This window comes from Pseudoalteromonas sp. MT33b, assembly GCF_014117385.1.
GTDB classification, from domain to species: domain Bacteria; phylum Pseudomonadota; class Gammaproteobacteria; order Enterobacterales; family Alteromonadaceae; genus Pseudoalteromonas; species Pseudoalteromonas lipolytica.
This window is the reverse complement of the sequence record NZ_CP059831.1, coordinates 535,670-550,491: the sequence shown is the minus strand read 5'-3', so window position 1 is coordinate 550,491 and position 14,822 is coordinate 535,670. Positions and strand designations below refer to the sequence as shown.

12 protein-coding genes are annotated in these 14,822 nt (G+C 39.8%); 5 read left to right on the top strand and 7 right to left on the bottom strand.

The window, feature by feature from the left end:
- Positions 1–45: 45 nt before the first annotated feature.
- The 5 genes from H3302_RS02650 to H3302_RS02630 are packed head-to-tail and all read right to left on the bottom strand — an operon-like array spanning position 46 to position 3,997.
- Positions 46–1,593 carry a serine hydrolase gene (locus H3302_RS02650; RefSeq protein ID WP_065978128.1) on the bottom strand — a complete coding sequence of 516 codons (1,548 nt, stop codon included), beginning with the start codon at positions 1,591–1,593 and terminating at the stop codon, positions 46–48.
- Positions 1,590–2,105: a gamma-glutamylcyclotransferase family protein gene (locus H3302_RS02645; RefSeq protein WP_036971050.1), complete on the bottom strand. Its 516-nt coding sequence runs from the start codon at positions 2,103–2,105 to the stop codon at positions 1,590–1,592. The genes H3302_RS02650 and H3302_RS02645 overlap by 4 nt, the downstream gene beginning before the upstream one ends.
- A gap of 7 nt (positions 2,106–2,112) precedes the next feature.
- A complete protein-coding gene (locus tag H3302_RS02640) occupies positions 2,113–2,733 on the bottom strand; it encodes a LysE family translocator (RefSeq protein WP_036971052.1) in 621 nt (206 codons plus the stop codon).
- A gap of 7 nt (positions 2,734–2,740) precedes the next feature.
- Positions 2,741–3,523 (bottom strand): hypothetical protein, encoded by a 783-nt coding sequence (locus H3302_RS02635; protein WP_036971055.1) that lies wholly within the window; start codon positions 3,521–3,523, stop codon positions 2,741–2,743.
- 3 nt (positions 3,524–3,526) lie between these two features.
- A complete protein-coding gene (locus tag H3302_RS02630) occupies positions 3,527–3,997 on the bottom strand; it encodes a CreA family protein (protein ID WP_065978130.1) in 471 nt (156 codons plus the stop codon).
- A 101-nt stretch (positions 3,998–4,098) separates the two neighbouring features.
- Here H3302_RS02630 and H3302_RS02625 point away from each other — a divergent pair, with 101 nt between their 5' ends.
- The 3 genes from H3302_RS02625 to H3302_RS02615 all read left to right on the top strand — a co-directional run bounded on the left by H3302_RS02625 (position 4,099) and on the right by H3302_RS02615 (position 6,971).
- Positions 4,099–4,686, top strand: coding sequence for an outer membrane beta-barrel protein (locus H3302_RS02625; RefSeq protein WP_180311352.1), 588 nt, complete (start codon positions 4,099–4,101; stop codon positions 4,684–4,686).
- A 10-nt stretch (positions 4,687–4,696) separates the two neighbouring features.
- The gene (locus H3302_RS02620; protein ID WP_065978132.1) at positions 4,697–5,026 is read left to right on the top strand and encodes a 5-carboxymethyl-2-hydroxymuconate Delta-isomerase; all 330 of its coding nucleotides are present in this window, start codon (positions 4,697–4,699) and stop codon (positions 5,024–5,026) included.
- 895 nt (positions 5,027–5,921) lie between these two features.
- Complete coding sequence (locus tag H3302_RS02615; protein WP_118843992.1) at positions 5,922–6,971, top strand: metallophosphoesterase; 1,050 nt, start codon at positions 5,922–5,924, stop codon at positions 6,969–6,971.
- A gap of 344 nt (positions 6,972–7,315) precedes the next feature.
- Here the strand turns inward: H3302_RS02615 and H3302_RS02610 are convergent, their stop codons facing one another.
- A complete protein-coding gene (locus H3302_RS02610) occupies positions 7,316–9,454 on the bottom strand; it encodes a winged helix-turn-helix domain-containing protein (protein ID WP_182396120.1) in 2,139 nt (712 codons plus the stop codon).
- A gap of 341 nt (positions 9,455–9,795) precedes the next feature.
- On the opposite strand from H3302_RS02610, the gene H3302_RS02605 reads away from it, so the two are divergent.
- Positions 9,796–12,828, top strand: coding sequence for a TonB-dependent siderophore receptor (locus H3302_RS02605; RefSeq protein ID WP_036971073.1), 3,033 nt, complete (start codon positions 9,796–9,798; stop codon positions 12,826–12,828).
- Between the two features lie 64 nt (positions 12,829–12,892).
- Here H3302_RS02605 and zapE read toward each other — a convergent pair whose 3' ends face one another.
- Complete coding sequence (zapE, locus tag H3302_RS02600) at positions 12,893–13,999, bottom strand: cell division protein ZapE (RefSeq protein ID WP_182396119.1); 1,107 nt, start codon at positions 13,997–13,999, stop codon at positions 12,893–12,895.
- 58 nt (positions 14,000–14,057) lie between these two features.
- On the opposite strand from zapE, the gene rsuA reads away from it, so the two are divergent.
- A complete protein-coding gene (gene rsuA / locus H3302_RS02595) occupies positions 14,058–14,756 on the top strand; it encodes a 16S rRNA pseudouridine(516) synthase RsuA (RefSeq protein WP_036971079.1) in 699 nt (232 codons plus the stop codon).
- Positions 14,757–14,822 lie beyond the last annotated feature (66 nt).

Below are 14,822 nucleotides of genomic sequence, written 5' to 3'. Positions count from 1 at the left end.
TCCGATTATAACAAAGCCGCCATGTGGCGGCTTTGCGACTTTGGTTTACTTTTTAGCCTGTAAATCGAGGTTTCTAAAGTCAAAGCTAAAGTCAGTGACCTCGGTCGAAACGGCACGCATTGTCGCGCTACTGACACGGTTATCGGGGTTCATTTGGAACTCGATATACGCATCTGCTTCAAGCAGCTTCTCATCCCATTTAACAATAAACGTATTACCGGTGTAATGCTCAAGCTGGCCTTTTAAACGTTTGGTATGAGTGAAATCAATACGTAGTTGACCATTTAATTCTTCAATTATTACATCGCCATACCAGTTATCATGCAATGTGCCTGTGTAATTAATATTAGGCAGTTTAGGTTGATAATCAGCGGGGGTTTCTGGCGTAGCGTTCGCGTAGGCCTTTTCTTTGTTCTCAAAATGCTTTTTCGCTAACTCTTCCACCCAATCTTTATCGTCAAGTTCAAGGGCATCTTCCAATACTTCGTAAGTCACAGCTGATAATGCACTGAATGCTTGCTGGTTACTTAAAATGACAATCCCAAGGTTTTTCTCTGGGAGTAACGTTACTTGCGAAACCATGCCAAGAATCCCACCACCATGGCCTAGCTTTTTAATTCCATGAAAGTCTTCAATACTCCACCCTAAGCCATAACCTCTAAATTGCTGATGATACATGTCATAGGCACTTTTTGATGCCAGTGAGGTAATGTGTGGATGCCACATTTGCTGCTGTTGTTTTTCTGTGAATAGTTGCTCACCGTTAGGCATTTTTCCGTGAGCAAGTTGTGTACGTAGCCACTGGCTCATATCGTTTACACTGGATGCTATTGCACCTGCACCACGAAAATCTTCTAAGTAATTAACGAAAAATGGGTGTAACTGACCATCCATCGGAATGTGGCCTATTGCCCAGTTTTTATTGCTTTTAGGAATACGTGAAAAACCTGCTCGTGAATTTTCCATCGCAAGGGGTTGTAGTATGTTTTTTTCGATATAATCATTCCAGCTCATGCCTGAGACGCGTGCAACGACTTCGCCTGCCGTAACAAACATTAAATTGTTATACGCATACTTACTGCGAAAACTACTTGCCGGTTTTAAATATTTTAGACCTGCGATAATCTCATCAATCGATTTATCCGTGTCAGGCCAGATCATTAAATCGCCTTGGCCTAAACCAAGGCCACTGCGATGGCTTAATAAATCGCGTATGGTCATTTCTCGGGTCACGTACGAATCGTATAAACGAAACTCAGGTAGGTGATCAATCACCTTGTCATCCCAATTTAACTTACCTTCATCAATCAGTTTTGCTAACGCGGCTGCCGTGAACGCTTTTGTATTAGAGGCGATACCAAATAACGTGTCTTTGTTCACTTTTTTACCGGTATCAAGGTTCGCAATACCAAAGCCTTTAGCTAGCACTACCTTGTCATTTTCAACAATCGCAACAGCCATCCCCGGTACATCAAAACGTGCCATTGAGGTTTCAATAACTTTTTCTATTTTTTTCGTGTCGATATCGGCATAGCTGTTAAATGCACAGCTAGTTAACAGCGCAGCTGCTACGGCTAATTTACGGAATGTCATAATGTACCTTGGTGATTTTTATTGTTATGAATAGCGAACTCTTTCGCTGCTCGGGTTTTATCTGGATCATCGCGACTGTCTCGCGATAGGATAGCTTCACTGTAATGATTTGGCACGCCAGCTTCAAGTGCGCCGCGATGAACATGCTGTAGATACCAGTCGAATGGCAGTAACGCGCTGTCTAATGTATTGGCAATGTAGCAATGCGCTGTCAATTGCTCACCTTCAACCAGTTCTACACACACATCAACACAATCGTATCGTGGACCTTCAATTTCATCTAATATCGCTTTTTCAGCTAAACTTAACTGATACACCACACCATAAACTAACGCTTCAGGCTCGTGGGTTTGACGAATACTGCATTTAGCTGAGCCATCTGTGCTCACCATATCAAACGTCAGTTCGTAGCCTTTCAATACCGCTGTCCCGACACGCTTTGCTTCAGGCAGCCTAGCTAATAGACGACTTGACGACATGTTTGACCCAAATGAAAAGTTATATACTGTCATAATCACCTCACACGACTACACGAATGGCTAAGGCAATTAGCACCACACCAATGCCTCTATCAAACCAATAACCACGCTTTAAAAAAAATGCGCGAACCGATGCCTTGGAAAGCACCAGTGATAAAAATGAAAACCACAGCCAAGTAGCCACAGCCATATACACCCCATAGCTAGCTTGCACTCCAACTGGCGTATCTGGGCTAATTACAAGTGTGAATAACGACATAAAAAATAATGTCGCTTTAGGATTAAGCGCATTAGTAAAAAAGCCACGTCGAAACGCTTTGAAATAGGATTCAGGTGCAGTTTCAGTGAGTGTTTGTTCATCAGTGTGAGCGGGCTTAGCACTGCGAATTGCGTGTACGCCTAAATAAGCTAGATATGCACCTGCCACGTATTTAAGCACCATAAATAAGCTGGGTGATTGTGACAAAATAAGCGCCACGCCTAAAACACAATAGCCAATATGCAGCAGTATTGCCGCGCCCACTCCCGCACTAGTCCAAAGCGCATTTTTACGCCCTTGTTGAATACTTTGTTTAAGCACAACAGCAAAATCAGGGCCGGGGCTTGCCACAGCAAAAAAATGCGCCACAGCAATTAATAAAAATTCATCAACATATTGCACGTGCTAACTAACCTACTTTTTGTTCATCTAAAGCAAGTAGCAAAGGATTAGCGCTATCATTAATAAAGGCTTTTATCTGCTTTTGTGCTTTTTTATATTGGCTACGTAAATGTGGTTTCAAATATTTTTTAGTTTGATTGTCTGTTTTAAAGTGCGTGACCAGTGCATGCATAAATAACGTTTGAGGCTCTGTTAATGCAGCCTGACGATTTGCATACGGATTATAACCACACCCACATCCACCTTTAAACTGATAGACCGTGTTACTCATCATAACCCCAAACCCTAAATAACACGCAAGTGCATCACTGGCCTGTGGTAAAAACTCTTTTCCACCTGGCGGTAACACGCCAACATGATGAATCAATATGGTTGCCAACGTACCAGCAAAGCTCGCCACTAAATCTTGTGGTTGGTTAATTTGATTTTGGTTAAACGACACATTAATCAAATGATTGGCAGGTACCATAAGCGTTGCACTTTCCCCTCTTAATGAGTCTTGAAACGCAAAATGAGGAAATACCTGTGGTGTTAATTGCGAGGGCGAGACCAAATTAACTGGCCACGCTTGCATGCCGGCATAATCAACAACGCGGGCAAATACCTTTTTTGCCATGTCTTCAATGCTAGACACACTGTCAGGAAAGAACTGACTATTCGGCAAAATTATTTGTGTCTGATTTAAAAAGTAATCGCTGTCAAAGTGCTCAACAGCCCACATAAACGTGTCTATTAACCATTGTTGTTCTTGTTCATCAACTAATGGGGCTGATTTAAATAGTGCTAACATAATTTACTCTTGTGAAAGTGCCCACTGCCATGCTTCGGTATTATACAAAGGCACCGTAGATAAGGCGTGATGATGGCTGCCTGTTGACTCTTTGGTTGAATAAGATAGATACAATAAAGTACGCGTTGGCGCATCATAAATGCGACGGACTTTTAACGATTTAAATAAAATACTTTTCGATGACTTAAACACCACTTCACCAGATTTACTACGATCGATACTTTGTAACTGCTGAGCCGTAATTGGTCCCGTTTGACGACACGATATCGACATATCCGATGGATCGGCAAAATCGAGGTTCGCCTCAATATGACTAATATGACAGGTTACACCGCTAATAAGTGGGTCTTGTTGTGATACAACTTTAATATCTTTAGTCGTAAATAGCCCTAAACTGACTGACGCAGCCTCATCCGAACAGCCGTTGAGCAACGCCAAAGTCGCTGCACAGGCTACATATTTCAGTAACTTCATGTTAGTTATCCTTATAAAAACGCGCGTTATGCATTTACAACAATTTGCCTGCTATGTTTCAATACTATCTCAAAACATCCTCAACAACGAGCACCTAAACAATGAAAAAGTCGCTAACTGTATTGTGCTTAATGCTAACGAGTTTCACCGCCTCTGCTGGGTATTCTGTCAGTGCAGGTTTTGGCAAGAATTTCAGTCAATCATTAGAAACCGAAGAAAACCTAAAAATTGATCTCGACGATGATAGTCAATTTACATTCAGCATTGACCGAACTATTGAATCAGCACGGTATGGGCTATTTTACTCAGCAACAACATTGAATATGGAAGCACAGAGTGATAAGAAAATCGAGATGCAATACCTACTATTTCAAAGTGCTGTTGAAGTGCCTCTAGGTAAAAACATCAGTGGCTTTGTCGGTGCACAAATTGGTGCAAACCATGTTAGTACCAACTTTACAGAGTCTGATACCTTTTTTACCACAGGCTTATATGCCGGTGCTGAGTACTTATTTACCGACAATGTACGTGTTTATGTTGAAAGTCGCTGGTTGGCGACTATTGTAAATAATGCAAGTAATGTGTCATGTACCTTGCCCACATCAGAAAACGAACAATGCCTTTGGCATTTCGACGGTGATGTGTTGAACCAATTTCAGACAAACATCGGTTTTAGCTACCGCTTTTAAGGAACACCCCATGCCGCATATTGTTATTGAACACTCTGAAGACTTACCAATTCTTCCGCAAGTGCTGGTTGAAAAAGTACACTTGGCAGTCTTTGATTCTGGTTTATTCGAACTATCAACCATAAAAACGCGTGCCATCGCTTATCAACACTACCAGCTAGGTGAAGGAAAAGACGGTTTTATTCACATTAGCGCATCGATAATGCAAGGTCGTACCGTTGAACAAAAGCAACTCTTGAGTGAGCAATTGCTGAATTGTTTGAGAACATACTGTCGTCGTTCGTACAGCTTAAGTGTCAACATTTCCGACATGAACCCAGACATTTACTGCAAGTGTTAAACAATTTGCTGAGTTAGAAACTCTATTCATAAGCATTTCATTTCTATTTAAGGCAACAAATAAGCAGTAAGCACTCACCACGCTCATTGGGCGACAATGCAAAACCCAATGAGCAACTCTGTGCATATTCAGCTCTCCCTTTAAATCAAAAGAATGTGCTGTTTAAAAATGATAATAACTTGCTTGCTTAGTCATTAAGCGAACATCCTCAGTACACTTAGATTAGTGTCGTGGTTCTCACTCAATGCTTTACTCTCCCTCTAACACTATTTCAGCGCCGAATGCTGTTAGTAGTCGCTTTTTCAAAGTGTTACCCAGTAATAAAACAAGCTAATAAACCATCAAAAGAGAGCGAATATTACATAGTTACTGGCTTTTAGGTACTGGCTTTAACGTACTCACTTTAGACTAATGAGTTACATAGCTACAATCTTATTCGCTTCTCTTTAAAATCATCAAAAACATAACAAATTGTTTTTATTAAACAATATTTAAAAATAGATGTAAAAAAGACATATAAGCCATCAAAAATAGAGTTTAAATGATTTGTTACCTCATTCTGTAATTGCGATAACTCATTACAGGTGCTCTTTTCGCCTTACCTTAGTGATGGATGTTGCAATGAATTAACACCTTCGAGTACATCCCTAGCACCTGATGATAGAGACAAATAACGTAACGCACATAGAAAATTAGGAGGTAAAAATGAATAATCACTCCATAGCAAAGCGAAAGCATAAGTATCGTGAAGAGCAAAAAGGTGTACTGGCTTTAATGCTTGATTTTACGTTTATTATTTTCGTTACATTAATCTGCTCTTTATATATTTACTCACTTTGCTTTATATCTCTTAAAGCTTTGTAATACGCAATTAAAGAGAACCCGAGGTATTAACATGCTCTTTTCTAAGTTTTTAATTTACACATTACTTCTTACAAACTCATTGTTTATCACCACAGCATTGGCACACAATAACGATGAAAAAAGCACCAAGTATGATGATGGCCCTTATTTATTTTATAATAACAATCACATCCAACAATTTGATGTGATTAACAGCAAGCTAGAAATTACAAACTATGCTGGCCCACTTGCTATTCCTGAGGAGTTTAAAGCGACAGACAAGGATCAATATAGTGATGTAAAAAAGTTTGCTGCAATCAGTGATATCCATGGGCAATTTGCAATATTTAAAAAATTGCTCATCAACAATGGTGTAATAAACGACGCATTAAATTGGCAGTATGGTACTGGGCACCTAATCATAACTGGCGATATTTTTGACCGTGGCGACACTGTTACAGAAGCACTTTGGCTAGTATTCAAGCTTGAGCAACAAGCAGCAATTGCCGGAGGTCACGTTCATTACCTTCTCGGTAATCATGAATATCTAGTTTTGCGAAATGACCAACGCTACCTGCACCCCAAATATAAACATACCGTCTCGTTTTTTAACGATAATCTAACAGAGCAATACAGCGTGCAAAGTGTGTTAGGCCGCTGGTTAAGAAGTAAATCAACCATTATAAAATTAAATGACTTTATTTTTTTACATGGGGGCATTCATGAGGACTTTCTGAATCTAAACATGACACTTGAAAGTGCAAACCAAGCGTTTAGAGACAGCATATCTAAAAGTAAGAAGGAATTAAAAGCCAATCCTTTATGGGCTACTTTACATGGAAAAACAGGCCCTATCTGGTATCGAGGCTACTTTAGAGATGAGCAACTTAAAGATGAAGCGGTTGCTGGCGTGCTAAGAAAGTTACAAGCGAGTAAAGTAATCGTAGGCCATACTTCAATGCCATCAATCGAAATGCGTTTCGATGGTAAGGTTATCGCGATCGACAGCTCAATCAAACGAGGAAAAGAAGGTGAATTGCTCCTATGGGAAAACAACCAGTTTTTTAGAGCAACGCTTACCGGTGAAAAAAAGCCACTGTAATAAATGCAATTTAAAGCTGCAACATTAACCACCCAATGCTTAAAGGAGTGCTTAATGTTGCAGTTAACTACACCGTTAATGAGAATGGGTAATGAATAACAGGTAACTGAACAGATTAAGACGTACTTGCACTTAAGGCATTTAGTTTTAAACCCACAGTGTTAAAACCCACTTAGTCTTGTACGCGCTTAGCCTTAAGCCCTCTTGTTTTACACAGAATTTGTCCCCTATTTCGCTGCCTTGGCTATCAGATAAAGACACCGTAATTACATATACATGCCTTTTCTTTTAATACTTACCGGCAAAGCTGTAAAACAGAGGCAGCAAAACTAGAGTTAGAGAAACTAGGGTATAAACTCGGCAGGTAAACGCTTGATCTCTATCTCAGGCAATAAATAAGCGGTATAGACTAACCAACGCTCATTAGGTATGTAGGTTAAACCTGATGAGCGGCTGTATGCTCGTTCAGGTAACGCAATTAAATCAAAATGACGTTGTGTTTCTAAATCATAATAGCTAATACGGTAGTCGCCTAAGCGCACTTTATAGTAATAAATACGCCCTTCATGAAAAGCATTTTCAGCAACATATAACCATGTATAGTGATGCGCTAAATTAATATCCTGTACCAGTAATTCTTCTACACCTGTGTCGTGATGCTTAACCCAAATAGCATCATTTGAGTTACTAAATAATATATCGCTTTGCGATGTCTCAATACCATAACGAGCTTTAGTATTTACAGCCTTGCCTTTAATTTGCCCATTTAAATCATAACGGTATAAATAATCACCATCCGACACCAAAAACGATTGACTGTCTGCTGAAAATCTCGGCTTAATATCAGGCTTAAATGGCAGCGTTAGCGCTTGGCTTTGCTCGACTTTGAAATCATAAAAATATAAAGACGTGCGTCCTTTGTTTTCCAAAAAGAACAAAATATAGCGGCCATCAGGTGACCACGTGGGATCGAGTATTTGCCCTGTAACATGACTAAAATCAGTAAGCTGTTTGCGAGAACTACTATCAGGGTTCACAATCCATAATTGTGAACTACCAGATTCATCAGATACATATAAAAGTTTATTCTGTTGCTCGTTATATTCAGGAAAACGAGAGCTAAAATTAGTTGAAAGCATTGAAAAAGGTGAACTTGCAACTTGCTCGTCTATTTTCAAGCGCGTGATCACTCTATCGAGATCCCACTGATGATAATACACACTGCCATCACTACTAAAGTTAGGTGAACTCATACCTGCAATTTGTGTATTTATTAAAGAGTTGTCACTTATGTCGTAAAAGTACCCATAACGCTTTCCTGCTTCCACAGCTGTAAAAGCCAGTTTATCTTTATGTGGATGCCAATCAACGCCATGAATATCAACAAAATTATCGGTAATGCGGCGGCTTTCCCCAGAAGACACATCGATTAAAAACAATGCTTTTTGATCATTTTCAACATTTCGAGTCACCACTACTTGCTGAGCATCCGGAGAAAATGACACTGATTCATCGATTACGTCACAGTGATCTGTACAGGGTATAAATGTTTCACTTAATTGATTAGCATGTAAATCAAGTAGTTTTAAGCGACTAACAGACTTACCAGATTCAGAAATTTGTTCATCAATATAAACTAATGTACGACCATCAGCACTAATGTCTAAATCAGTTCGAAACTGACGACTACACTCAGTCAGTACCACACTGGTTGCGTTCACTAAAGAGAGTTTAACAATCTCACAAAACTTATTTGTTTGATACCGATAATAATAGAGAGTCTTTGCATCAGGACTGAATACAGAGTGGCCTTTAGTGTAAGGTGAGTCAGTGAGTTGTTTTGCTGGGTGCTCAGGAAAGTGCAAATCACGTAAGTATAAGTTGGTCGGTTTGCCTAACTGTCGCCATAAATACACTAAATAATGCTGGTCGTTTGATATCGCAGGGTATATTTCTCGCCCGGGACTTGCCGTTACGCTTTCGATACTGTTAAGGGGGAGTGAAAATGCAGTATTATCTTGATTATCGGGTTGGGTAGAAAACTGCCAATACAAAGCAACAACACTAATAACAAAAACGGCTACAAAAGCACCCGCAAGAATCGGCCTAATCAATGATAAGCGCCTACTTTTGTTTTTTTCGTTTCCACTTAACGCACATTCAGAGGGAGGTTGAACCAGTCGATACCCTGTTTTACGCAACGTTTCTATATAAGTCTGTTCAGGGTCAAGCTCTTTAAATGCTTTACGTAAATGCCATATTGCATTGGTTAATGCTTTTTCACCAACATAAAAATTCCCCTCCCATACAATATTGATTAACTCTTCTCGGGTAATAGCTTCAGGATAACGCGCAACAAGACAAGCGAGTAATTCAATAAACTTTGGTTGTAAGATTTGCTCGCTATTATCATGGATCAGTTTGTTTTCTAGCGGGTTAATAACACAACGACCCAATTGATAAGCACGATTAGTTGTTTCCATTAACTCAAAATAACCCTCATTGTTGGTATGTAGCAGTATATAGCTTATTCAAGTTATCTTAAATCCTCCCTTTTAACCAGCTTTAAAGTTAAGAACTAGTTAATAGCATCTTCACAGTTAACCTACTGATTTTAAATAAATAGACATTCAATAGATGTTAAATAGAGACATAAACGAGTCATGGTTAGTTGTAGTTGCATTCACATTTATATAAAAGTTTTAACGTCAATACCTGACAACCAGAGTGTTGCTCGCTGTACATTTATACTTAACTGCCCTTAATTGAGCTTCACTCTGGTTTTTTAGAACTAAAAATAAACACAACATAAGTAGGAACACCCGTGAGAAATCAACTAATCAAACCGTGTGCTATCGCGCTTGCTGTAACGAGCGCTTTATGCCAGCAAGCTTATGCAAATGAAGCTGAAGAAGTTAAAATTGACCGTCAACAAACAACGAACTCTGTTAATGTTAAACCCGAAGCCAAAGAAGACGTTGAGCAAATCATTGTTACTGGTTCGCGCTTAAAGCGTGATAGTTTTTCTGTAACAACCCCCTTAGTAACGATGGACAAAGCGGCGATTGAAGACACTGGTTTATCTAATTTATCAGATATACTTGTGGATAATATGCCCGGTTTAGGTATAGATATTGGTAACACAACTAGCCAATCAAATAACTCTAATACAGGTTTATCAACTGTTGAACTTCGTAATCTAGGTGCTAATAGAACTCTTACCCTAATAGATGGTCGTCGTGTTGTAGCAAATAGTTACAGTGGTAACTATGTAAGCCTTAACACTATCCCGAGTGGTATGGTTGAACGTGTTGAAATCATTAGTGGTGGTGCCTCTGCTACTTATGGCGCTGATGCCGTAGCCGGTGTAGTTAATATTATTACCCAGTCGAAAAAAGAAGGCTTTGATTTTTCGGCTAAAACTGGCCGCACTGATGAAGGTGGAGGTAAAACCTTTACCATAGATGCAAACTACGGCAGTTCATTTGCAGAAGATCGTGGTTATATGTATGTCAGTGCAAACTGGGACCGCGATTTTGGTATTAGTTACTACGATAGAAAGCGTGCCCAGATGGAAGCCGACGTATTCTATAACGAAGATGAACTATGTAATGGTGTTGGCACAACTACGGGCGACCAATGTATGCGCGATACCACACGTGCTGACTGGCGAGATAGAAGTGACGGTCTTCCTGGCGGTGTTTTCTTAGAAAGCTCAAAGAATGATACGCAGTTTTGGTATGACGGTACAAATTTACGTGATGATTGGGCTGGAAACGAAGAATTATACGGCATCAACTCAGCTCAGTATGTAATGTTAAACGTACCGAGTGATAACTTATCACTTGCTCTAAAAGCTGATTTTGATATCAATGATAGCACTACTGCATATGCGCAAGTGCAATTTAGTAAAAGTGGTTCATTTAATAACAAATCACCAGAAGACACATCAGAAGGCAGTGAGGTCGTTTATATTAACCCAACGACTGGTGAAGCAGAACCATTCTCAGCTGGTTATATTCCTATTGATAACCCTTACGTACCGCAAAGAATTATCGATAGCGACCCGTATAAAGACCGTATATATTGGGACCGAAGATTCAATGAAGTGGGTAATATTAGCACTGACAATAACCGCGAGACAATTCGAACATGGGCGGGCTTACAAGGCACTATGTTTGATGAAATGTGGGATTGGGATGTTTCTGTAGGTTATGGTCGATACAAGCAAAAACAAGTACGCGCCAATGAACTTAGCTTAGTACGTTTAGCACAAGCCCTTGATGCTGAAAAGCTAAATGATGGCACTATTCAATGTGCTGACAGTGATGCACGTGATGAAGGTTGTGTGGCTGTTAATTTATTTGGTGAAGGCTCTATCACACCTGAAATGGCTGACTGGATCCGCTCGACACCAGTACTTGAAACAACCAATGAACAACTTACCTTAATGGGTTACATTAGTGGTGATTTATTCGAATTACCAGCGGGTTATGTGTCGTCTGTTTTTGGTGGTGAATACCGTAGAGATTCGCAAGACATTAAAACATCTACAGACATGCAAACGGGCGGTATTACTTATAACTACATGCCAGAATTTTACGGTGAAATTGATGTAGTTGAGGCCTTCGCAGAGTTTGGTATTCCCCTTTTACGTGATGCTCCTTTAGCAAAAAGTTTAGACGCTGAAACATCAATACGTATCTCTAACTACGACATTGACGAAGTAGGCACTGTTGCTAGTTATAAGTTAGGGTTATTTTGGAAACCTGTTGATACACTCGCTTTACGTGCAAATTATGCACGAGCTCAACGCGCTCCTACAATTACCGAATTCATGTCACCTGAACGTGGTGATTACGATTCATACAAAGACATCTGTGATGGGGTGACAGCAACTTCTGACGATATAGGTCACAATAACTGTCGTCTAGATCCAGCTATCGCAGCTCTAATTACAGAGGATGCTAGTTTTGAACTTGATGATGACAACAGCGGTTATTCTCCATCATCTGGTAACAGTAATATAAAAGAAGAAACCGCAGATACTTATACTGCTGGCTTCACTTATTCACCAGAGAGTTTAAAAGACTTCAATTTAGCGGTTGATTATTACGATATCGCAATTGAGGATGCAATTGATGAAATAAGTAATGAGAATATTCTATATCAATGCTACGCATCAAATACTGGCTATGGTACGACTAACCCATTTTGTAATGATATTACCCGCGGTAGTGATGGACAAATCAATAAGATACAGCAGCGTGAATATAACCTTGATGAAATTAGAACTCGCGGTTATGACGTTGTAGCTACCTATAACTTTGACCTAGATGACATGGGTAATATCGCAGTCAAACTTGATTACAACCATATCATTGAACACTCTCAAACATTTTTAGGTGAAGATGGTGATTTCGTAACAACCAACTATGTTGGCTATGGACGAGGTAAAGATAAAGCTGCATTCTCGCTTTCGTGGAGCAATGAAAACTTACGTATTCGTTGGAGCTCTCAGTTCCAAGGAAGCTTCCGAGAAGATGAACAGCTAGATCGAGATTACGAAAAAGCGATTGCCAAAAATACTGAAAAGTGTGCAAATGAATCAGCTGATTGTATTAGTAACCCTGAGCCACTTGCATTTCAAAAGTTTGGCTCATTTATAAAACACAACTTAGCAGCTTCATACACTATGGAACTAGATAATAACAGCGAATTACGTTTATCAGGTGGTATTAACAACATCTTTGATAACAATGGGGCGTTTTTCCCACATGGAACAGGTAACTTCAACTCTGATTGGGGTGGTGGTAAAGGCCGCTATATGTTTATTGGAGCGCAATATAGCTTCTAAAAAAATATTTTAATGCTCCCAAGCAATCCCTGGTAAAGGCGAAGCATGATGGCTTCGTCTTTTTTCACCATGTTTGTACCTCAATAAGGCGTGATTCTGCTCGGGCGTATTCAAATGCTAACTTGTGGCCTTGATACAACTCACTTATGCTCCCCTCGGCTGATATAATCAACAGCCTATTTCTATCATAAAATTCATCCACTAAAGCAATAAAACGCCGCGCTTCATCATCTAAAAAATGTTCTTGTAAATCTTGTTTCTCACGCTGATAACTGTCTTCAATACCGTGTACTATCTGCTTACCTGTCGCACCTCGTCCCATAACGGGGACGTTAAGCAAATACACTCGTTTAAACTGCTCAGCTAAATAGATATAATCAGCCGTACTGCGTGCTCCTGAGCACAGCGCCATAAAATCAAACATAATGGCTTCTTTTGCCTTTAGCACGAAGCAAATACTTCGATTGTGAACCGTTATAGCCTGATTCTCAGTAATTGCTTGCTCTTGCGCATAAAAGCGCTCTTTTATTGCTTCATCATTATTGATAACAAAGTGTTTATTTTGTTTTCCAAAGCGAAGCCGATGATCAGTCTCGCCCGCAATACTCATCACACAGCAATGTTGTTGTAATAAATCAATAGTCGGTAAAAAACGTGCACGTTGTAGGCCATTCCAATATAGCCTCTCAGGCTGACAATTTGAGGTGGCAACCAGTACAACTTGATGCTCGAATAGCGCTTCAAAAAGCCCTGCTAAAATCATTGCATCGCCAATATCAGAGACAAAAAATTCATCAAAACAAAGTAGTTTAATTCGCGCGGCCCACTCTTTGGCTATAACAGACAGCGGATTTTTTTGTCCTTGTAATTCTCCCAAACGTGCATGCACTTGCTTCATAAAATGGTGAAAGTGCAACCGCACTTTTTCTTTGATATCGACATGATGAAAAAACACATCCATCAGCATCGACTTACCGCGTCCAACTGGGCCGTGCAGATAAAGGCCTTTAATTGGCTTTCGTCTTTTCCAGAAAGGTGTTGGCGCTGTTAGCTCAAAGGCTAAACTATCAAGCGCAGTAATGGCATTACGCTGAGCAACATCATCACTTAAGACTCCCTGCTCTATTTGCGCATTGTAGTACTGTAAAATTTGTCCTTGCTGTACTGTCATAGGTCACTAGTATCCGCTATACTCGCCGCCATTGTAGCCGACTAAAAATGTGATCCCAATGAAATTTCCATGCCGTTTAGATAAATTTATCAGCCATATTGCAGAGTTACCTCGCAGTAAAACCAGAGCGGGTATAAAGCGTAAGTACGCTAGCGTTAATGGTGAGGTGATCACCTCGTTTGATTATTCAATAACTCAAGAAGACGATGTACGTTGGCAAGGCGAACCGTTAGTATTTTTAGGTAAACGCTACTTTATGCTCAATAAGCCCTCAGGCTATGTATGCGCAAATAAAGATGACTTACACCCAACTGTGTTTGATTTATTAGACGAACCAAACATGAGTGATTTTCATGTTGCCGGACGCTTAGATATCGATACGACAGGTCTTGTTATCATCACTAACGATGGCGATTGGTCACACAAAATTACGGCTCCTAAACACAATAAATTCAAAACGTACTTAGTTGAAACACAAGAGCCTATCGATGAAGATGCTATTTTAGCTCTGCAGCAAGGTGTGCAATTACATAACGAAAAAGAGTTAACTCGCCCAGCCATTGTTGAGCAACTTGCGAGTTACAGTTTACGTTTATCAATCTGCGAAGGTAAGTACCATCAAGTTAAGCGAATGCTTGCCGCTGTTGGCAATAAAGTCGTTGAATTGCATCGTGAAAAAATAGGCGACATTCACCTTGATGAAAACTTAAAGAGTGGTGAATATCGTCCGCTAACAGACGCTGAATTGATACTCTAAATAGGGACTTGAGTAAAAATCATGATAACGCTGTCATTTTTTCTTAATTAATGCTGATAAACATGG